Below are 22649 nucleotides of genomic sequence, written 5' to 3' on the forward strand. Positions count from 1 at the left end.
ACGCAACATACGTTCTACACAATACATGGTTTAATAACCAAATAGTTTAATAAACGTTAAAAGGATAGGGAATATGGGCTTACTCGTTGATGGGCAATGGCAAGACAAATGGTACGACACGAGCAAAAGCGGCGGTAAGTTTGAGCGACAAGCGTCTAAATTTCGCGACAAAATCAGCGATAGTGAGGAGGCGTCGTTCCCTGTTGAATCAGGTCGTTACCATCTTTACGTATCGTTAGCTTGTCCATGGGCACACAGAGCGCTCATATTTAGAAAACTTAAGGGCTTAGAGAAGCATATTGATGTTTCCGTAGTTCATCCTGAAATGCTCGACAACGGATGGGAGTTTAAAGACTACCCAGGCTCAACGGGCGATAAGCTTTACGGATTTGATTACGCACATCAAATCTATACTAAAGCGGAAGCTGAGATAACAACGCGTGTTACCGTGCCCATCCTTTGGGATAAAAAAACTGAAACTATCGTTAATAATGAGTCAGCAGAGATCATACGTATTTTTAATAGTGGATTTAATTCTCTTACCAACAATGAAGATGATTATTATCCCGAGGCTCTTCGCGAAGAAATAGATACCATTAATAACATGGTGTATCACGATATTAATAATGGCGTGTACAAGGCCGGGTTTGCAACTACGCAAGAAGCGTACGAAGAAGCTGTTAATGCAGTGTTTAACGCGTTGGATTTAGTAGAAGAAAGACTAAGTAAACAGCGTTACTTAGTGGGTAGCGAAATAACAGAAGCTGACTGGCGCTTATTTACTACCTTGATTCGTTTTGATGCGGTGTATCACGGACACTTTAAGTGCAACAAAAAGCAAATTGCAGACTACCCCAGTATTTACGGCTATATGAAAGAGCTTTATCAAGTGCCGAGTATCGCTGAAACGGTGAATTTTGAGCATATTAAAAGGCATTATTACTATAGTCACACAATGATAAACCCGACACAGGTCATTCCCGTGGGGCCAGAGCAAGATCTTATGTCATCCCACGGCCGTGAAAAAATAGGAAGCTAGAGCGTCAATGTAGACAAATGCCAATATTAAAAGTTAAACAAAAAATGCTGTTTGTTATAGCGAATTGTAGGTGAGTACAAGATATGTCAGTTGAATTAAATGGACCAAAAACGATAGAAAAGGTCGTTTCGGGTATGGCTACCAGTGACGGTGCGGGCGTGTCACTAACGCGTATTATCGGTCAGCCTGACCTTCCTCGTTTAGATCCGTTTCTTATGTTAGATTTTTTTGGCTCAGATAATCCTGGTGAGTACATTGCCGGCTTTCCACCTCATCCTCACCGCGGTTTTCAGACTGTTACTTATATGTTGGCAGGTAAAATGCGCCATAGGGATTCTGTAGGTAACGAGGGAGTGATTGATGCGGGCGGCATTCAATGGATGAACGCTGGGCGAGGTATTATTCACGAAGAAATGCCAGAGCAGGAAGAAGGGCTATTACAGGGCTTTCAGTTGTGGGTAAACCTTCCTGCAGTAGAGAAAATGTCAGCGCCAAACTATCAAGACATACAGCCCGATAGCGTGCCTACAGTACGCAGTCAAGATGCTGTCATCAAAGTGTTAGCAGGTGAAATTGATGGTGTTGAAGGGCCAGTTAAGACAACGGCGGTTTCTCCCACCTTTTTAGACATTATGCTAAGAAGTGGAAGTTCTGAAATTGACATAAATTCAAATGAAGCAACGTTTATCTATGTTTATGAAGGCAGTTTAACTGTTAATAAAGATAACGCGAGTAAAGAATCTGTACTGCGTGATGGAGAGCTTGGCGTGCTGTCGAAAACGGGCACGACGCTTTCTGTTTATACCAATACAGAGTCCAAGTTCATTATGGTGTCAGGCAAACCAATCAATGAGCCTGTAGTGCAATATGGACCTTTTGTGATGAACACTCAGCAGGAAATTGTTCAGGCATTTAACGATTACCAAAGTGGCTCTTTAGCGAAGTAGCGAAGTAGCGGCAAGGATTGTCTGTCTTGATTAGACTCTGGGTAATTTAACTGGGCTTTTGAACGTTACCTTTTTATTGGGTTCAGCAAGGAGCAACCAACGCAATGCATTTTGAAAACGTCGCCGAAAGTATCAACATCAAGGCGTTTTCCATAACAGTACCTACTTCGAACTCGCACTTTAAATTCGTGAATTTAAAGTGCGACCGCAAAACGTTGCGTTATTCAAATTGAATTAGTAATTCACTTCCTCTAATGATTTAATATCGATATGTCTATTCTCTTTTACGACAATAACAAAAGGGCGGTATGCGCTTGTTAGTCGTAAAAGGCGATAATGTAATCATAAATAGTTAAAACACAGGGAATTTCGATTTAAATGGCAACCCCAATTACCTGCTTTAAAGCGTACGATATTCGTGGCGAACTAAACGCTCAACTAACCGAAGAAGTAGCCTATCGAATTGGCTATGCTTTTGCGCAAGAATTAAATGCAAAGACTGTTGTTGTTGGTAGTGACGTGCGTCTTACATCAACACCATTAAAATTAGCCTTGAGCGCAGGTCTTATTGACGCTGGTGCAACGGTGACTGATATTGGTATGGCAGGAACCGAAGAAATCTATTTTGCTACAAAGCATCTTGGTGTTGATGGTGGTATTGAAGTTACCGCTAGCCACAATCCTATTAACTACAACGGCATGAAATTGGTAAAAGCGGGTTCTGTGCCCATCAGCGGTGATACAGGCCTGAACGCTATTAAAGAAAAAGCAGAAGCTTTAGAAGATAGCTATGTGTCAGAAAGGCTAGCGCATTATACAAACGGTGCGGCCATAGATGCGGACGCATTCTTTAACGGTACTGCGCATGTGGTAGAAGAGATGCTTTCTCAGACTGACAAATATGCTGTTAAGTCGTGTATGTCTGACTATGTTTCTCACATGCTTTCTTATGTGAATTTAAGCAATTTTACGCCGCTGAAAGTAGTAGTGAATGCAGGAAATGGTGCGGCGGGACCAGCGCTAGACGCTATCGAAAAAGAAATGGAAGCGCAGGGTGTGCCAATTGAATTTATAAAAGTACACCACAATGCAGATGGCACATTTCCAAACGGTATACCTAACCCGTTATTACCTGAGAATCGCGCTGACACGGCTGATGCGGTTAAAGCGTCAGGTGCTGATTTCGGTATCGCTTGGGACGGCGACTTCGATCGCTGCTTCTTGTTCGACGCAGACGGTGAATTTATTGAAGGATATTACATCGTAGGCTTGCTTGCTGAAGCATTCATCGAGAAAAACACAGACAGCAAAATTATTTACGATCCACGGGTGTACTGGAATACAGAGGACATTGTAGCCAATGCAGGCGGCACACCCATTAAGTCGAAAACAGGCCATGCTTTTATTAAAGAGCGTATGCGCAAAGAAGATGCTGTCTACGGCGGTGAAATGAGTGCTCATCACTATTTCAGAGATTTCGCATATTGTGACTCGGGTATGATCCCTTGGTTGCTGATTGCTGAATTGGTGTGTGTGAAAAAGCAAACCCTGGCTAGCATGGTTAAAGCGCGTATCGAAGCATTCCCATCTTCTGGAGAAATTAATAGCAAGCTAAAAGATGCTGATGCAGCACTTGAACGAGTTACAAACAAGTATAAGCCACTAGCTAGCGTAGTCGATACTACCGATGGCTTAGGTCTCGAGTTTGGCACATGGCGCTTTAATTTACGTAAATCGAATACAGAACCAGTAATTCGATTAAACGTTGAGAGTAAGGGCGACATTGCGCTAATGGAAGAGAAAACAGAAGAGTTACTATCGATTATTCGCGATGAATAAACGCTGCATTATATAATTTAAATAGCAAAGCGTTAGATAAAAAGCCAAGGCGATAGTATTAAAATATTATCGCCTTTTTTGTTATGTCATTTCATAAAAATATATTATTCAATAGTTTAAAATGGTTATGCGTAACTATTTGTTGGCTGTTTTTTAGCGTCATCCCATGTTAAGGGAATGTATTGAAGTTATTTTTCATCACTACCACACATGACTTCAACACTGTGCTACTAGTTTGAAATAAACCAGGACCACAAACATTTTTCCGTCCTATACAAGCAAATAAATCATCCATGCGTGGCAGATAACGACTACGCTCGTTAATCCCATTCTCAAACTAATATAACTAACGACCTCTTCTTTAGGCAGGCTAAGAGTGAACTTGTCATAGATTAATACCGCGACGTAGCTAAATGACAATACGCCAAAAACTTTCACATCATGTGAGAACACCAAACACAGCCAACCAATAATAGTCGGTAACATAGCGATCAACATTTGTTTATCGTAACGTTGGTTGCTTATTGCGTCCCACCAGTGGATGCCGCCAAAAAATGAAAGCAGCACAGCAGAATATTGCACAAAGTAAACCGCACTTTGGGTTATCGATAACAGGTTAAGTTGATATGCCAGAGGCATCGCTACAAAAGGAATAAGGCCTGCAATACCTAGAAAAACTGCAGAGTAGGGCATTGATGTTCCTTGTAAATAAAAGGGTTAAAACAAAAATAGCGCCATGAAGGCGCTATTTCTACTATTACATGTAGCTCTTAGTTCAGTATTTTCTGACTAATTACTTAATTGGCGTGTATTTACGCTGGTTGTGACCAGTATAAAGCTGACGAGGACGACCAATTTTCTGTTTAGGGTCGCTCATCATTTCGTGCCAGTGTGAAATCCAGCCTACTGTGCGAGACAGGGCGAAGATACACGTGAACATATTGGTAGGAATACCAATCGCTTTAAGTACGATACCTGAATAGAAGTCAACGTTCGGGAACAGTTTCTTCTCTGCAAAGTATGGGTCGCTAAGGGCAATCTTTTCAAGCTCCATCGCTACTTCAAGCAGTGGATCTTTCACGTTAAGTTCGCTCAATACTTCATGACAGCTTTCACGCATTACTGTAGCGCGAGGGTCATGGTTCTTATAAACACGGTGACCGAAGCCCATTAGACGGAACGGGTCGTTCTTGTCTTTAGCGCGCGCGATGAACTCTGGGATACGATCAACAGTGCCAATCTCTTCAAGCATGTTTAGGCATGCTTCGTTCGCACCACCGTGAGCAGGGCCCCACAGTGACGCCACACCTGCAGCAATACACGCGTAAGGGTTAGCGCCTGATGAACCCGCAAGACGTACAGTTGACGTAGAAGCGTTCTGTTCGTGGTCAGCATGAAGCGTAAAAATACGGTCCATCGCACGTTCAACAGCAGGGCTGATCTGAAATTCTTCTGCCGGAACAGAAAACATCATATTTAGGAAGTTTGCAGCATAGCTTAAGTCGTTGCGCGGATACACGAATGGCTGACCTACGTTGTACTTATAGCACATTGCAACCAAAGTTGGCATCTTAGCGATTAAACGATGAGCACTGCGAACACGCTGCTCTTCATTTGATACGTCCAAGTCGCTGTGATAGAAAGAAGACATTGCACCAACTGTACCGCATAGCATAGCCATAGGGTGTGCGTCGTTACGGAAACCGTGGAAGAACATGTTTATTTGTTCGTGAACCATGGTGTGACGTGTGATTGTCTCTTTGAACTCTTCGTACTGTTCTTTAGTCGGTGCGTCACCGTGAAGTAGCATGTGACAAACTTCTAGGTAGTCTGCGTCACGCGCTAGTTCTTCGATTGGAAAACCGCGGTGTAATAACACACCTTGAGCGCCGTCAATATACGTAATTGAAGACTCGCAAGATCCTGTCGCCATAAAACCAGGGTCGTACGTGAAATAACCGTGTTGGCCTAACGTACGGACATCGATTACATCTTGTCCTTCGGTGCCAGACAAGATAGGAAGTTCGATTTCCTTACCGCCGGCTTTAAGAATGGCTTTCTGATCTGCCATAAAATGCTCTCCTCAGAATGGTTCTGTTTGCAGCGAAAACGGACGAAAATATCCGCTTCGTTGGGAAAAGTGGGCGTATTTGTACTTTATTATGTACCAACAAGTCAATTTAATTGCATATTTGCACAATAAATATTCCGAATTGCTTAAAAGAATACTAGCAATCAGATAACGATTAATTAACTTTATGGATTGTCACTTTGCCCGATACGTCGCAATTATCAATGGCTTTTCACAAAAGGTAAACCACCGATCGATAATTATATTAACAGCTTAGAGTAAAAAGTAACCTCTCAACGTTTAATAAATACGCATTCAGATTAAAAGTGCTTAATTTGCCATTGATATACATAGTTATTCCGAAAGGCTACTGATAAACTTACAACACTGTAATTGCGCTCGTTTAAACGTGTTGCATCCAATTTTGATCTCTTTTAATACTATATAATTATCAAAATTATGTGGATAGCGACTAAAGTCTTACTACGGCACAAAAAATTGTAATTATATACTACGCTGGATATACTCAGCGGTGCTTGAACGTCAGAATATTTATTCTGTTACAAGCATTAAAGAATAATTCACAAATTGTTAACAACTCAGTGGATGAGGCAATTAACAGGTTAAAAATCGAATTTACTTACTCAGGACATAAAAAAGGTAAGAAATTCATTATCCCCTACGGATTAAACAGGCATACATTGTGAAAAAGCAAAGACCAGTAAATTTAGAACTCAATACTATTAAATTTCCGCCCTCTGCTATTTCGTCAATTCTCCATCGCGTTACCGGTGTTGCAATGTTTTTCGCGCTACTATTTGTCATTTGGGCATGGGCAGTTTCTGTTCATTCGTCTGAAGGTTTTGCGAACGTACAAGCAATCATGGACGGTTTCCTTGGAAAATTTGTCGCAATTGGCACAGCCTCAGCGCTGACGTATCACATTCTAGGCGGCCTAAGACACGTTGTTATGGATTTAGGTCACTGGGAAGAATTAGAGTCGGGCAACACAAGTGCGAAAGCAGTAATCGCGCTTTGGGTTGTACTGACCGTAGTATTGGGAGTTGCATTATGGTAACCAACCAAGCAAGCATTAAGCGTGACGGCGTACAAGACTACGTCTCTCTTCGCGCAACAGCAGCAATAATTTTCGCGTACTCGGTTTTCATGGCGTGGTTTTTTATCACCACAGACAATTTAACGTTTGTTGAATGGCGAGGGTTATTCTCTGGCCTAGCTATGAAAGTTTTCACATTGGCAGCACTAGTAGCAGTGATGATCCACGTGCGCATCGGCCTATGGCAGGTGCTTACAGACTATGTTAAATCAGCAGGTCTGCGCGCTGGACTACAATATATATTAAATATCATCGCATTCGGCTATGTAGCTGTTGGCCTATTCGTACTGTGGGGAGTGTAAAATGAGTTTACCCGTTCACGAGTTTGATGCAGTAGTAATTGGTGCTGGCGGAGCAGGTATGCGCGCGGCACTGCAGATTTCACAATCTGGTAAATCATGCGCACTGTTATCTAAAGTATTTCCAACCCGTTCTCACACTGTGTCAGCACAGGGTGGTATTACCGTAGCACTTGGTAATTCACACGAGGATAACTGGGAATGGCACATGTATGACACCGTCAAAGGTTCTGATTATATCGGCGACCAAGACGCGATTGAATATATGTGTAAGACTGGTCCAGAAGCTATTATCGAAATGGAGAACATGGGTCTACCATTCTCTCGTTTTGAAAATGGCAAAATTTACCAACGTCCTTTTGGCGGCCAGTCAAAGAACTTTGGTGGTGAGCAGGGCGCTCGTACAGCAGCTGCGGCTGACCGTACTGGCCACGCGCTTCTACACCTTCTTTACCAGCAAAACGTAAAGAACAAGACAAAAGTATTCTCAGAGTGGTATGCACTTGACCTAGTAAAAAACCAAGACGGTGACGTGGTTGGTTGTACCGCAATTGATATCGAGTCTGGTGAAGTTGTTTACTTCAAGTCTCGCGCAGTTGTTCTTGCTACAGGCGGTGCGGGTCGTATCTACGCCTCAACGACAAATGCACACATTAATACCGGTGACGGTGTTGGTATGGCACTTCGTGCTGGTGTTGCGGTTCAGGATATGGAAATGTGGCAGTTCCACCCAACGGGTATAGCTGGCGCGGGTACATTGGTTACTGAAGGCTGTCGTGGTGAAGGTGGTTACCTTCTTAACAAAGACGGCGAACGCTTCATGGAACGTTATGCACCTAACGCAAAAGACCTTGCTGGTCGTGACGTTGTTGCTCGCTCAATGATGACTGAAATCCGTGAAGGTCGTGGTTGTGAAGGCCCATGGGGTACTCACATTAAACTTAAGCTCGACCACCTAGGTAAAGACGTTCTTGAATCTCGACTACCTGGTATCCTTGAGCTGTCACGTACGTTCGCGCACGTTGACCCAGTGAAAGAGCCTATTCCTGTAATTCCAACCTGTCACTACATGATGGGTGGTATTCCTACAAATGTTGATGGCCAATGTCTAACAGTTGACGAAAACGGTAACGATAAAGTCGTTAACGGTTTGTTTGCTTGTGGTGAAATCGCTTGTGTATCTGTACACGGTGCTAACCGTCTTGGCGGTAATTCACTACTTGACCTTGTTGTATTCGGTCGTGCGACTGGTTTACACCTTGGCAAGACACTATCTGAAATGGCACCAACACGTGACGCATCTGAGTCTGATCTTGAAGCCTCGATGACGCGTTTCAATCGTTGGGAAAATTCAGAGAAAGGTAAGGGCGAAGACCCAGTACAAATTAAGAAAGACTTGCAGAAATGCATGCAGCTTAACTTCTCAGTATTCCGTGAAGGTGAAGCAATGGCAGAAGGGCTTAAAGAGCTTAGCGAAATTCGCGAGCGTCTTAAGCATGCACGCCTTGACGACAAGAGCGCAGACTTCAATACACAGCGTATTGAATGTTTAGAGCTTGATAACCTAATGGAAACCGCGTACAGCACAGCAGTAGCAGCGAACTTCAGAACGGAGAGCCGTGGTGCGCACAGCCGCTTCGACTTCCCGGACCGTGACGATGACAACTGGTTATGCCACAGCATCTACGATCCGAACACTGATAAAATGCTTAAACGTGAAGTGAATATGGCGCCTAAGCTTAGGGAAGCATTCCCGCCTAAAGTGCGTTCATATTAAGAGAGGCAACGATCATGCAATTAACTTTTTCGATTTATCGTTACAACCCAGAAGTAGATGCGAAGCCTCGCATGCAAGACTACACTCTAGAAGTAGAGGAAGGTCAAGACATGATGGTGCTAGACGCGCTACTTGCACTTAAAGAGCAAGATCCGACGCTTTCTTTCCGTCGCTCGTGCCGTGAAGGTGTATGTGGTTCAGACGGTGTGAACATGAACGGCAAAAACGGCCTAGCATGTATCACTCCGCTTTCTGCACTAGGCAAAGGCAAAATAGTAGTTCGTCCACTTCCAGGTCTGCCAGTAGTGCGCGACCTTGTTGTTGATATGACGCAGTTCTATACACAGTACGAAAAAATCAAGCCGTTCTTGATTAACGACAGCAAGCAGCCGCCGGCGCGTGAGCATTTGCAGTCGCCAGAAGAGCGTGCAAAGCTTGATGGTCTTTACGAGTGTATCTTATGTGCCTGTTGTTCAACGTCATGCCCATCATTCTGGTGGAACCCTGACAAGTTCATCGGTCCAGCCGGATTACTACATGCTTACCGTTTCCTTATCGATAGCCGTGACACTGCAACTGAAGAGCGTCTTAACGACCTTGATGATGCATTCAGCGTATTCCGCTGCCACGGTATCATGAACTGTGTAAGTGTATGTCCTAAGGGCTTGAACCCGACGAAAGCGATAGGCCAAATTAAGTCTATGCTTTTACAACGGGCTGTTTAGTACTATAGTCTGATAACTTTTTAAGTTATAGATGCGATAAGCTAAATAGCCATCCACTTAGGATGGCTATTTTTTTATATATTCTCCGTTATAACACTTGGTTATGCTGAGAATAACCTTATAATACATCTTGATTGTTAACTAGATTTTATAAAACGTAGCAAGGCAAATTAAATGCAAGAAAGCGTGATGAAAGCGTGGTGGGATTCCTCGCACATGGCAGGTGCCAACGCTGCCTATGTTGAAGAGTTGTATGAAACCTATTTAGAAGACCCGCAAAGTGTCTCTGAAAATTGGCGACAAATCTTCGATAACCTCCCCAAAGTCGATGGCGTAGAGTTAGAAACTAATCATACAACTATTAAGAATCAATTTAGGCAACTTGCTGCGTTAGGGCCAACAGCCCGTATGTCTAGTCCTTCAGTGCCTTCCGCGAATGTGTCAGACGACAGGCAAGTTAAAGTTCTCCAGTTAATCAACGCATTTCGCTTCCGCGGTCATCAACACGCAAACTTAGATCCACTTGGTCTTTGGAAACAAGAGCGTGTTCGCGATTTAGAACTTTCTCATCACAGTCTTTCTGAAAACGATTTTGATACCGTTTTCAACGTAGGTTCATATGCTATTGGCAAGGAATCTATGCCGTTGGGTGAATTGTTCAAATCACTTAACCGCACATATTGTGGTTCTATCGGTGCTGAATATATGCACATCACCGACACAGAACAAAAACGCTGGCTACAGCAAAAGATTGAGTCTGTTCAGGCAAAACCCGAAATTTCTCGCGATGAAAAATTAGCGATTCTTAAAGGGTTGACTGCTGCTGACGGCATGGAAAAATATTTGGGTTCTAAATTCCCAGGTGCTAAGCGTTTCTCGTTAGAAGGTGGCGATGCACTAATTCCAATGCTTAAAGGGCTTATCACCAAAGCGGGCACAGCGGGTACCAAAGAAGTAGTTATCGGTATGGCTCACCGTGGCCGTCTGAATGTGCTAGTAAACGTATTGGGTAAAAACCCATCAGTGCTGTTTGACGAGTTCTCTGGTAAACACGACGACTCGCTAGGCGCAGGTGACGTAAAATACCACGCAGGTTTCTCTTCAGATTTTGCTACGCCAGGCGGCAATGTTCACCTAGCACTAGCGTTTAACCCGTCTCACCTTGAAATTGTTAATCCCGTAGTTATGGGCTCTGTGCGTGCACGATTGGCTCGTCGCAACAACGACACTAACACCGTACTGCCTATTACAATACACGGTGACTCTGCTATCGCGGGTCAGGGCGTGGTTCAAGAAACCTTTAACATGTCACAGACTCGCGGTTTTGCTGTGGGTGGTACAGTTCGTATCGTGGTAAACAACCAAGTTGGCTTCACTACGTCGAAAACAGAAGATACCCGTTCGACCCAGTACTGTACTGACATTGCAAAGATGGTTCAGGCGCCTATTTTCCATGTGAATTCAGACGACCCAGAAGCCGTTGCGTTTGTTACACAGCTAGCCCTTGAATACCGTAATAAGTTTAAGAAAGACGTCGTAATTGACCTAGTTTGTTACCGTCGTCATGGTCACAACGAAGCGGATGAGCCAAATGCTACACAGCCGTTGATGTACCAAAAAATTAAAAAGCACCCTGTGCCACGTGCAATTTATGCCGACCAGCTAATAGCTGAAGGCGTAATTGAGCAACGTGACGCGGACCGCTTTCTTGAAGAATACCGTGAAGCACTAGACCATGGCGCATGCGTGGTAGAAGAGTGGCGCCCAATGACTGAGCACAGCGTAGACTGGTCTCCTTATCTTGGTCATGACTGGGACACGCCATATGACGGTGCGCTTTCAGTTGAAAAGCTTAAAGAGTTAGGTGAATCAATCACCACTATTCCGGAAGAGCACAAACTACAGTCACGTGTTAATAAGCTCTATCAAGACCGTAAAGCTATGGTTGCCGGCGAGAAGAAACTTGATTGGGGTATGGCGGAAAACTTAGCCTATGCAACAATCGTTGATGCAGGTGAAGATATTCGTATTACAGGTCAGGATTCTGGCCGTGGCACGTTCTTCCATCGTCACGCTGTACTGCACAACCAAAAAGATGCTTCTACTTATATGCCTTTACAGCATATTCGCGAGGGGCAGGGTGAAATTGAAATCTACGACTCTGTACTTTCAGAAGAAGCCGTAATGGCCTTCGAATATGGTTACGCAACGGCTGAACCTACGTGTTTGACTATTTGGGAGGCGCAGTTCGGTGACTTCGCTAACGGTGCGCAGGTCGTATTCGACCAATTCCTAAGTTCAGGTGAAGCGAAATGGGGTCGTCTGTGCGGTCTAACAGTATTGCTTCCTCATGGCTACGAAGGTCAAGGCCCAGAACATAGCTCTGCACGTCTTGAACGTTTCCTTCAAATGTGTGCTGACCACAACTGGCAAGTGTGTGTGCCTTCTACACCTGCACAGGTTTACAACATGCTTCGTCGCCAAGTGGTGCGCCCTATGCGTAAGCCACTTATCGTAATGTCGCCTAAGTCACTATTGCGTCATCCTCTTGCGGTATCTTCACTTGAAGAGCTAGCAGAAGGTAAATTCCACAACGTAATTGGTGAAATTGATGATATCGATCCGAAAGGCGTTAAGCGCGTTGTAATGTGTTCGGGCAAGGTTTATTACGATTTGCTAGACCAGCGCCGTAAAAATGAGCAAACAGACGTCGCAATCGTCCGTTTGGAGCAACTTTACCCATTCCCACAAGAAGAATGCGCTAAAGTTGTGGCACAATACAGCCACGTAAAAGATTGGGTTTGGTGTCAAGAAGAGCCTCAAAACCAAGGCGCTTGGTACTGTAGCCAACACCACTTCTGGCAAGCAATTCCAGATGGTGCGAAATTAACATATGCAGGCCGTGATGCATCCTCGTCACCTGCAGTAGGTTATGTATCCGTTCACAACCAGCAACAAAAAGCCCTGGTTGAAAACGCACTCACAATTAAATAAGGAACAGTAATGACAATTGAGATAAAAGTTCCGGTTCTACCTGAGTCAGTTGCCGATGCCACCATTGCAACCTGGCACGTAAAGGCCGGTGACGCAGTTAAACGAGACCAGAACCTGGTTGATATTGAAACTGATAAAGTAGTTTTAGAAGTTGTGGCGCCAGCGGACGGTACAATTGGTGAGATCCTAAACGAAGAGGGTGCAACTGTTTTAGGTGAGCAAGTTATTGCTAAACTAGAAAAGGGTGGTGCGGCTGCATCGTCTGAAGCGAAAACAGAAAGCAAAAAAGAAGAAGATTCTAAATCAGATGCAGCGCCTGCGGCTTCTGGCAAAACCTCTGACGTAAAAGTTCCAGTACTTCCAGAATCAGTGGCTGACGCGACAATTGCAACGTGGCATGTAGCGGTAGGTGAAGCCGTTTCTCGCGACCAAAACTTGGTTGATATTGAAACTGACAAAGTAGTACTTGAAGTTGTTGCTCCAGCTGACGGTTCACTAAGCGAAATCATTGCCGAAGAAGGTGCAACGGTAACTGCTGAAGAAGTGATTGCTAAATTTGTAGAAGGTGCTGCGAGCGGCGCGTCTACTCCAGCGGCTTCAGAAGAGAGCGATGACAGTGACGACAGCAGCGATGCGCTTAGCCCATCTGTACGTCGTCTACTAGCTGAGAAAGGCGTAGATGCGTCTAAAGTTAAGGGTACGGGCAAAAACGGTCGTATTACTAAAGAAGACGTTGAAAAGTATCTTAAAGGTGGTGATAGTTCAGCGAAGGCTGCGCCTGCGGCTTCTGAATCTGTACCAGCAGAGTTGCCAACCGGCAACCGCACAGAGAAGCGCGTTCCTATGACGCGTCTTCGCAAGACGATTGCTAATCGTCTTCTTGAAGCTAAAAACTCTACAGCAATGCTTACTACGTTTAACGAAGTGAACATGAAACCAATCATGGACCTTCGTAAGCAGTATCAAGACAGCTTCGAGAAGCGTCACGGTATTCGCCTTGGTTTCATGTCTTTCTACGTGAAAGCGGTAACTGAAGCGCTTAAGCGTTTCCCTGAAGTTAATGCGTCTATCGACGGTGATGACATCGTTTATCACAACTACTTTGACGTATCGATTGCTGTTTCTACACCACGCGGTCTAGTGACTCCAGTACTTAAAGATACTGATACACTGGGTATGGCGGGTGTTGAAAAAGGAATCAAAGAACTAGCACTAAAAGGTCGTGACGGTAAGTTGTCACTGGCTGAACTACAAGGTGGTAACTTCACTATCACCAACGGTGGTGTGTTTGGTTCACTAATGTCTACACCAATCATTAACCCGCCACAGAGCGCAATTCTTGGTATGCACAAGATCCAAGATCGTCCAATGGCGGTTAATGGTAAAGTAGAAATTCTACCAATGATGTACCTAGCACTTTCTTATGACCACCGTATTATCGATGGTAAAGAATCAGTAGGGTTCTTGGTAACCGTTAAAGAGATGCTTGAAGATCCAACACGTCTACTTCTAGACGTGTAAGACTTTCGTCTCACGGAATTGTGGTTAGGTGCTTAGCTTGTGTATGCTAGCTTGGCGCCTAACGCAACGCTGATATTTTCCCTATAATATCAGTCAAACTAATCAAGTCGCATTTGCGGCTTTTGTCTTACTAAAAATCGGATAGAAACACCATGAATTTGCATGAATACCAAGGTAAGCAGCTATTCAAAGAATACGGCTTGCCTGTTTCTGAAGGATACGCAGCAGACACTGCTCAAGGTGCTGTAGAAGCGGCTGATCGCATCGGCGGTGAAGAGTGGGTAGTTAAGTGTCAGGTACACGCGGGCGGTCGCGGTAAAGCTGGCGGTGTAAAGCTAGTTAAAAACAAAGACGACATTCGCGCTTTCGCTGAAAACTGGCTAGGCAAAAATTTGGTGACTTTCCAGACTGACGAAAACGGTCAGCCTGTGAGCAAAATCCTAGTTGAATCTTGCACAGATATCGCAAACGAGCTTTACCTTGGTGCAGTAGTTGACCGTACAACCCGTCGCGTTGTATTTATGGCTTCTACTGAAGGTGGCGTTGAGATTGAAACTGTTGCAGAAGAAACACCAGAGAAAATCCTTAAAGCTGAAATCGACCCAATCGTAGGCCCTCAGCCTTATCAAGCACGCGAAATGGCGTTTGCTCTAGGTCTTTCTGGCGTTCAAATTAAGCAATTCACTCAAATCTTCCTTGGCCTAGCTAAGATGTTTGAAGAGCTTGACGTTGCGCTTATCGAAATTAACCCGCTAGTTATCAAAACTGACGGTAACCTACACTGCTTAGATGCAAAAGTAGGCATCGATGGTAACGCACTATATCGTCAGCCTAAGCTGAAAGATATGCAGGATCCTTCTCAAGAAGATGCGCGTGAAGCTCACGCAGCTCAGTGGGAACTAAACTACGTAGCGCTAGACGGTAACGTAGGTTGTATGGTTAACGGTGCAGGCCTAGCAATGGGTACCATGGACATCGTAAACCTACACGGCGGTAAGCCAGCTAACTTCCTTGATGTTGGTGGCGGCGCGACTAAAGAGCGTGTAGCTGAAGCATTCAAAATCATTCTTTCTGATGACAATGTTAAAGCGGTATTGGTTAACATTTTCGGTGGTATCGTACGCTGTGACATGATTGCAGAAGGTATTATCGGTGCGGTTAAAGAAGTTGGCGTAGAAGTACCTGTTGTTGTACGTCTTGAAGGTACCAATGCAGAGCTTGGCCGTGAAGTTCTAGCGAACTCAGGTCTAGATATCATTGCTGCTGAATCGCTAACTGATGCAGCGCAGAAAGTTGTTGCTGCAGCGGAGGGCAAATAATGTCTGTATTAATTAATAAAGATACTAAAGTAATTTGTCAGGGTTTCACTGGCGGTCAGGGTACATTCCACTCTGAGCAAGCGATTGCTTACGGTACGCAAATGGTTGGTGGTGTAACACCAGGTAAAGGCGGTACTGAGCACCTAGGTCTTCCAGTATTCAATACTGTACGTGAAGCGGTAGAAGCAACTGGCGCAACTGCGACAGTTATCTACGTACCAGCACCATTCTGTAAAGATTCAATTGTTGAAGCTGCAGACGCGGGTATCGAGCTAATCGTATGTATCACTGAAGGTATCCCAACGCTAGATATGCTTTACGTTAAAGAATACGTAAACGCAAAAGGCGTTCGCATGATTGGTCCAAACTGCCCAGGAGTTATCACTCCTGGAGAGTGTAAAATTGGTATCATGCCTGGCCACATCCACAAACCTGGTAAAGTAGGTATTGTTTCTCGCTCTGGTACACTTACGTACGAAGCGGTTAAGCAAACCACTGACGAAGGTTTCGGCCAGTCTACCTGTGTTGGTATCGGTGGCGACCCAATTCCTGGTTCAAACTTCATCGACATCCTTCAGATGTTCCAAGATGACCCACAAACTGAAGCTATCGTGATGATCGGTGAGATCGGCGGTACTGCAGAAGAAGAAGCTGCTGCGTTCATCAAAGAGAACGTAACTAAGCCAGTTGTTTCTTACATCGCTGGTGTTACAGCTCCTCCGGGCAAGCGTATGGGTCACGCTGGTGCAATCATCGCAGGCGGTAAAGGTACTGCTGACGAGAAATTCAAAGCACTAGAAGACGCAGGCGTTAAGACTGTACGTTCACTTGCTGAAATCGGCAAGGCGCTTCGCGAAACTACAGGTTGGTAAGCTAACGCATATTAATTCGTTTAAAAGCCCGCTTTAAGCGGGCTTTTTTATGCCTGTATTAAAACGTGGGCTGCTTTAAATTGCTTGCAAACGTATTCACCTTGTTAAGGTTGCGTTTATACGTACTCTTATTTTATTAACCAAATAACATGAAGATGTTTCTAATGAAAAAAACTGCGTTAGCTTGTTTCGCTTCTTTGTTGTCATGCTCAACGATGGCTGATGAATACCTAACTTTTTTTATGGCTGGGCAATCTAATATGGATGGCTATGGGTACGTTTCTGAACTTCCAAGCGACTTAGTAAAAGAACAAGACGTGATGATTTTTCATGGAAATGGGGTTTTCGACAATCAAGATAACGGCGGTGTAGGGAAGTGGGGCAAACTTAAACCTGGCCACGGTACAGGCTTTAAATCGGATGGCAAAAGCAATACGCTTTCAAAGAGATTTGGAGCAGAGTTAACCTTCGCCAACGCAATACAGCAGCAATATCCCAATAAAAAAATTGCCATTATAAAGTATGCAGTTGGTGGAACCGGCCTTGCGCTTAACACAGGTTACAGTAACTGGTACCCTAATTTTACTGAAGGTAGCGGCCTCAATCAGTACGATTTTGCACTAGAGACTATTAAAAACGCCTACGCGGTTAGTGATATCAATGGCGATGGCAAGTCAGACACGTTAAAACCTATGGGTATTATTTGGATGCAAGGTGAAGCCGATGCACACGCAAGTGAAGCGTCAGCCAATGCATACCTTACTAATTTAACAACTATGATGAACTTGTTCCGTGCTGCACTTAGGGAAGATGATTTGCCTGTGGTTATCGGTAAAATCACCGATTCCGAAATGGGCGAAGAAGATATTATGCCTTACATCCATCGGGTGCACTTAGCACAGCAACTTTTTGTTGAATCAGATAACTGCGCTACTTATATGTCTAATTCTGATACCTATACCTACGGTGATGATCCTTGGCACTATACGAGTAAGAGTTTTATACAAATGGGGAAGGACTTTGCTTTATCGTATAAACAGATTGCACAGACCTGCAGGACTTTTAAACGTTAGTAATTATTCGACATCCAAATTTCGCTAATAATATGGGGCTTTGTACTTCACGACGTTTAGTTTTTCGAAAATCTATTCCTCTTATAAATATTTCCCCTATAGTTTATTGTCTTTCATTAGCTATCTGGAAATAGCCCCTAACTCTGTCACCACAATTTCTTTATTTTGCCCCTCAACGTAATGATTTCGTATTCGCGCAAGCGTCACATTGCTGTCAATTACAAACGAACGTTATTTTGAAAAAAAACGTCTCAGTCAACGCGTAACATGAAAATATATTTCATAAATATTTTACAAGTTCACGGTTTTATTGGCTTTATGTTGTAAAATTACGTAAGTTTTCACCCTGCACTTGTTAATACTGTGTTGCATAAATTTTATTGAATACGTATGCAGGCAATTGTGCAAGACGTGTGTCCTCTATAGGATTAGCCCACATGATGTATTGTCATTTTTTTGTCATAAGAATAACAAAAAGACAACAACTATAACCGTATGGGACACCCGTTTTATGAAACAATTTAAACCCAACCTAATTAAAGCTGCACTTATTTCTGGCGGAATGGCGTTTAGTAGTGCGCCGGCACTTGCGCAAGAAGCAAACACCGATGCTGTTGATGAAGCTGAACTTGAAGTTATTCAAGTAAGCGGTATTCGCGGCAGTCTGCAGCGTGCACAAGCAATCAAAATGGATAACACGTCAATTGTAGAAGCGTTATCTGCTGAAGACATTGGTAAGCTTCCAGACACAAGTATTGCTGAGTCAATCGCTCGTCTTCCAGGTTTAGCTGGTGAACGACGTAACGGTCGTACTAGCGGTATTTCTGTTCGTGGTTTCAACGAAAACTATGTGGGTACTACGCTAAACGGTCGCGAGCTATTAGGTATGGGCGATAACCGTGGTGTCGAGTTTGACCTTTACCCTACGGAAATTGTTTCAAATATCTTAGTTTATAAAACACCTGAAGCTGGCCTAATGACCCAGGGTATCGGTGGTACTGTTGATATTCAAACCGTTAGCCCACTTAGTGCGCAAAAAACGGTAACAATCAACGGCACGTATGAGGCAAACCAAGAAGAGGCAGGTAACCCTGATTTTGATAATGAAGGTCATCGCCTGTCTTTTAACTACGTAGATCAGTTCGCAGACGATAAGCTTGGTGTGGCGTTAGTTATCGCAGATATGGAATCACCACGTCAAGAACAGTATTTCCGTGGGTGGGGATATGCAAATGCTAACCCAGCCAACGCTGCCGAAGGTGTTGAAGTACCTGAAGGAACAGTGATTCTTGGTGGTCATGATTCATTTACGCGTTCAGCAATGCTAGAGCGCACATCAGTTGCCGGTGTAATTGAATACGCACCTACTGATAATTTGAAAGTTCAGTTTGATGCGCTCTACATCGATTACGAAGAAAATGATGCCCGTCGTGGTGTTGAAGAAGGTGGTGCAGAGTGGGGAACCGGTGCGTACACTATCACTGGTGTTGAAGACGGTCTTGTAACGTCTGGCTACTATGATGGTTTCTTATCTGTAATTCGTAACGATTCTCGTCAACAAAAAGCTGAACTGACTACTTTCGGCCTTAATGTTGAATATACTATCAACGATAATTGGACAGCAACGTTAGACGTATCAACAGGTGAAGTGGATAAAACTATCACTGACATCGAGAGTTACTCAGGTGTGGGCCGAGCCGGTATCGACGGTCGTCCACTTACGCCACGTGCATGGACTATGACATCTACAGGTGCGGTTTACAGCGATCATCCTACTCTTGATAGTGTTGATCTGGCAGACCCGAATGCTATCTTCCTTGCCGGTCCGCAGGCGTGGGGGGGCTCGCTAGGCCCTGTAGAACGCTTCCAAGGCGTAGAAGGCTTTGGACCAAATACAGCGCAGGACGGTTTCGTCAACGAGCCGATTTTTGAAGAGACACTTGATGCTGTTCGCCTTGACCTAGAAGGTTTTGTTGAGTGGGGCGTCTTCACTAAGTTGACTGCGGGTGTTAACTACCAAGAACGTGAAAAAACTAAAGATAACAATGGTGCTTATCTAACGTCGCCAGCATGGCCAAGTCAAGAACTGGTTCCAAACCCAATCGGTACAGCAGACCTAAGCCACATCGGAATTGACGGTGTCGTAGCTTACGATGGCCTTGGTTTGTACAGAAGCGGCTACTACATCGAGACAGAAGCGGAACTATTTGAAAATGGTCGCTTGGGTGACTCATACACTATCTCAGAAGATATCCTAACCGCATATGCGAAGTTAGACATTGAAACAGAAATTGGCGACGTACTGGTATTCGGTAATCTTGGACTACAAGTTGTTAACGTTGACCAATCAGGTTCGGGCTTTAACACCACTACCGGTCCTACTGGGTTTACAGCAGTAACTCCACTGTCGGATGGCGATTCCTACACAGATGTGTTACCGACTTTGAACTTGAGCTTCGAAATCGCTGAGAACCAGTTTATTCGTACCGCTTTAGGAAAAGTGATTAGCCGTCCTCGTATGGATGACATGCGCCCGAATAACACAGTAAGCTTTACTTTTAACGACCAGCAAATCATATCGACCAATGTTGCTAATGGTCCATGGTCTGCAAGCGCAGGTAATGCGCGCCTAAGACCGCTTGAAGCGAATCAGTTTGATATAGCTTACGAAAATTACTTCGCAGACTCAGGTTACTTTGCCGCTAGTTTCTTCTATAAAGACCTGACTAACTGGCACGTAGCTGGACAAACTGTTGGCGATTTTAGTGAGTCTTACATTGAAGGTTTCCACGAAACGTCTGGTGAAACTGACATCAATAACGATGGTGTACTAGATGAAAACGATATCGTACCACCAGGTACATTTAACGGAATTGTGAGCTTCCGCGAAGATGGACTTGAAGGGTTTGTACGTGGCTGGGAGCTTCAAGGTAGTCTACCGTTTGACATGATCCACGATTCACTAGAAGGGTTTGGCGTGTTTGCGAGTGCAACCTTCCTTGATGGTGAGTTAGAAAATGGTGAAGCGGTACCAGGTTTATCTGAAGAGACTTACTCACTAACCGCTTTCTATGAAAGCAATGGTTTTGAAATTCGTGTGTCTGGAACTAAACGTGATGCGTTTGCTACAGAAACTCGTGCTATCAGCCTTTCTCTAGCACCTATTGAAGATAACGGTGTTAAACAGATAGATGCGCAGATTGGCTATGATTTCAGTGAGTCTGGAATTGAGTATCTTGAAGGGCTTCGTGTTACGCTTCAAGGTCAAAACCTGACTGACGAGCCTACTGTTCGTGTCAACCCAGGTGACAGTCGTCAAATTACTGAGTACCAAAGCTACGGACGTAACTTCCTACTTGGTTTCAACTACACGTTCTAAATAGCTATCTGCCGCTTGTTGTAAACAAGCGGCGGATAAAGAATGTTGTAAATGAGACGCTAGTCAATATTATGAAATTTCAAAGCCCCAAAACTGTAATATGTGTTGGGGCTTTTTGTTGTATAGCAAAACGGGTCGTGTTATCAAAGTGTGGTAGGTCAGCGGTGTAGAGTGATGGCAGAAAATATGTACGATAAAGCTGTAAAAAAGGTAGTAGTGGTTGGCGGTGGAACTGCAGGATGGATCTCTGCAGCAGTGATTAAGCGTTTAATTGGTACTGACTTAACGGTTACTTTGGTTGAATCTGAAGACATTGGAACAGTTGGCGTAGGCGAGGCGACAATACCTCCTATTATTACGCTGAATAATGTTCTCGGGATAGATGAAAAAGAATTCTTACGAGAAACCAATGCCACAATGAAACTTGCCATCAAGTTTGAAAATTGGCGGGTTAAAGGCGAGGACTATTTTCATACCTTCGGCGCACCTGGAAAAAGTTACGCTTTCTGTCATTTTCATCACTATTTTAAACGTGCACAAAAACTAGGGCTTACCGACTCAATCTGGGAATACGATTTAAACTACCTTGCCTGTAAAGCGGGTAAATTTGCTCATATAAAATCTCCAGATCCAATTATAGAAATGCCTTATGCTTACCATTTCGATGCGTCGCTTTATGCGCGCTTTTTACGCAAAAAGTGTGAAGCAATGGGAGTAACTCGTAAAGAGGGCATTATTCATGATGTCACGCAAGATAGTGAGAGCGGCTTCATCACAGGGGTAACGTTGAAAGACGGTGAACATATTGAAGGCGATTTATTTATAGACTGTTCAGGCTTTAAAGGCCTTCTTACCCAGCAAACGTTGAACACAGGCTATGAGGATTGGTCTCACTGGCTACCTTGCGATCGCGCTGTTGCTATTCCTTCAGAGCGACTAGAAAAAACCTTACCTTACACTCGCTCCATAGCACATTCTGCCGGCTGGCAATGGCGTATTCCACTTCAACATCGTAACGGTAATGGCCTTGTGTATAGCAGTAACTATTATACTGACGAACAAGCACTGGATATATTGTCGAGTAACCTAGACACCAAGCCACTCGCCGATCCTAATTTTATTCGTTTTAAGACTGGAAGAAGACGCAAGCAGTGGAATAAGAACGTGATCGCCGTTGGGCTTTCAAGCGGTTTTCTTGAACCCCTTGAGTCAACGAGTATTCACCTTATTCAATCTGCCGTGGTTAGGCTTATCCATTTGTTCCCACACGAAGGGTTCAAGCAACGTCAAATTGACGAGTATAATAAGCAATCAAAGACCGAGTACGAACAAATACGAGACTTCATTATTCTGCATTATCACGTGAACGAAAGAACTGACTCGCACTTCTGGAAAGACTTACGAGAAATGGATGTACCTGATAGCTTAACGCATAAAATCGAGCTATTCAGAGAGTCTGGTAATTTATTCAGAGAACAAAATGACTTGTTCCTTGAAAGTTCTTGGCTACAAGTACTGATGGGGCAAGGTATAGTACAAGGTGATTACCATCCTCTGGCTAACGCATTGTCTGAGCAAAAACTGCAAGAGTTGATGCAAAATATCAAACGTATTAAGAATGAACCCATCGGAAAAATTGCTACTCATGACGACTTCTTGAAGCAGTTTTGTGGTTAG

General features: G+C 44.0%; 16 protein-coding genes. 14 read left to right on the forward strand and 2 right to left on the reverse strand.

Annotated elements, in window-relative coordinates; genetic code table 11:
- The first annotated feature begins 73 nt into the window (after positions 1 to 73).
- The 3 genes from C6Y39_RS10750 (at position 74) to C6Y39_RS10760 (ending at position 3825) form a co-directional block, all read left to right on the forward strand.
- Positions 74 to 1039 (forward strand): glutathione S-transferase family protein, encoded by a 966-nt coding sequence (locus C6Y39_RS10750; protein ID WP_105931239.1) that lies wholly within the window; start codon positions 74 to 76, stop codon positions 1037 to 1039.
- An 83-nt stretch (positions 1040 to 1122) separates the two neighbouring features.
- Positions 1123 to 1986, forward strand: a complete 864-nt coding sequence (locus C6Y39_RS10755; protein WP_105931240.1) for a pirin family protein — start codon at positions 1123 to 1125, stop codon at positions 1984 to 1986.
- A 378-nt stretch (positions 1987 to 2364) separates the two neighbouring features.
- Positions 2365 to 3825, forward strand: a complete 1461-nt coding sequence (locus tag C6Y39_RS10760; RefSeq protein ID WP_105931241.1) for a phosphohexomutase domain-containing protein — start codon at positions 2365 to 2367, stop codon at positions 3823 to 3825.
- A 270-nt stretch (positions 3826 to 4095) separates the two neighbouring features.
- On the opposite strand, the gene C6Y39_RS10765 is transcribed toward C6Y39_RS10760, so the two are convergent.
- On the reverse strand, positions 4096 to 4518 hold the full coding sequence (locus C6Y39_RS10765; protein WP_105931242.1) for a DUF3429 domain-containing protein: 423 nt from the start codon (positions 4516 to 4518) through the stop codon (positions 4096 to 4098).
- Positions 4519 to 4618: 100 nt separating this feature from the next.
- Complete coding sequence (locus C6Y39_RS10770) at positions 4619 to 5896, reverse strand: citrate synthase (RefSeq protein ID WP_105931243.1); 1278 nt, start codon at positions 5894 to 5896, stop codon at positions 4619 to 4621.
- Between the two features lie 703 nt (positions 5897 to 6599).
- Here C6Y39_RS10770 and sdhC point away from each other — a divergent pair.
- The 11 genes from sdhC (at position 6600) to C6Y39_RS10825 (ending at position 22649) form a co-directional block, all read left to right on the forward strand.
- Positions 6600 to 6974, forward strand: a complete 375-nt coding sequence (gene sdhC, locus C6Y39_RS10775) for a succinate dehydrogenase, cytochrome b556 subunit (protein WP_105931244.1) — start codon at positions 6600 to 6602, stop codon at positions 6972 to 6974.
- Positions 6968 to 7315, forward strand: coding sequence for a succinate dehydrogenase, hydrophobic membrane anchor protein (sdhD, locus tag C6Y39_RS10780; RefSeq protein ID WP_105931245.1), 348 nt, complete (start codon positions 6968 to 6970; stop codon positions 7313 to 7315). The genes sdhC and sdhD overlap by 7 nt, the downstream gene beginning before the upstream one ends.
- Before the next feature lies 1 nt (position 7316).
- Positions 7317 to 9089 (forward strand): succinate dehydrogenase flavoprotein subunit, encoded by a 1773-nt coding sequence (sdhA, locus tag C6Y39_RS10785; protein ID WP_014949447.1) that lies wholly within the window; start codon positions 7317 to 7319, stop codon positions 9087 to 9089.
- A 14-nt stretch (positions 9090 to 9103) separates the two neighbouring features.
- The gene (locus C6Y39_RS10790) at positions 9104 to 9814 is read left to right on the forward strand and encodes a succinate dehydrogenase iron-sulfur subunit (protein ID WP_012518362.1); all 711 of its coding nucleotides are present in this window, start codon (positions 9104 to 9106) and stop codon (positions 9812 to 9814) included.
- 174 nt (positions 9815 to 9988) lie between these two features.
- Positions 9989 to 12808, forward strand: a complete 2820-nt coding sequence (gene sucA, locus C6Y39_RS10795) for a 2-oxoglutarate dehydrogenase E1 component (protein ID WP_105931246.1) — start codon at positions 9989 to 9991, stop codon at positions 12806 to 12808.
- A gap of 9 nt (positions 12809 to 12817) precedes the next feature.
- Positions 12818 to 14329, forward strand: a complete 1512-nt coding sequence (gene odhB / locus C6Y39_RS10800; RefSeq protein ID WP_105931247.1) for a 2-oxoglutarate dehydrogenase complex dihydrolipoyllysine-residue succinyltransferase — start codon at positions 12818 to 12820, stop codon at positions 14327 to 14329.
- 152 nt (positions 14330 to 14481) lie between these two features.
- On the forward strand, positions 14482 to 15648 hold the full coding sequence (sucC, locus tag C6Y39_RS10805; protein WP_012518365.1) for an ADP-forming succinate--CoA ligase subunit beta: 1167 nt from the start codon (positions 14482 to 14484) through the stop codon (positions 15646 to 15648).
- Entirely contained in the window at positions 15648 to 16520 is an 873-nt protein-coding gene (sucD, locus tag C6Y39_RS10810) for a succinate--CoA ligase subunit alpha (RefSeq protein WP_105931248.1), read from the forward strand. Before sucC ends, sucD begins: the two co-directional genes overlap by 1 nt.
- 164 nt (positions 16521 to 16684) lie before the next feature.
- Positions 16685 to 17593 (forward strand): sialate O-acetylesterase, encoded by a 909-nt coding sequence (locus C6Y39_RS10815; protein ID WP_167390648.1) that lies wholly within the window; start codon positions 16685 to 16687, stop codon positions 17591 to 17593.
- Between the two features lie 511 nt (positions 17594 to 18104).
- Positions 18105 to 20972, forward strand: coding sequence for a TonB-dependent receptor (locus C6Y39_RS10820; RefSeq protein WP_105931250.1), 2868 nt, complete (start codon positions 18105 to 18107; stop codon positions 20970 to 20972).
- Positions 20973 to 21146: 174 nt separating this feature from the next.
- Positions 21147 to 22649 (forward strand): tryptophan halogenase family protein, encoded by a 1503-nt coding sequence (locus tag C6Y39_RS10825; RefSeq protein WP_240618867.1) that lies wholly within the window; start codon positions 21147 to 21149, stop codon positions 22647 to 22649.

Origin of the sequence: Alteromonas gracilis, assembly GCF_002993325.1 — a bacterium.
Taxonomy (GTDB): domain Bacteria; phylum Pseudomonadota; class Gammaproteobacteria; order Enterobacterales; family Alteromonadaceae; genus Alteromonas; species Alteromonas gracilis.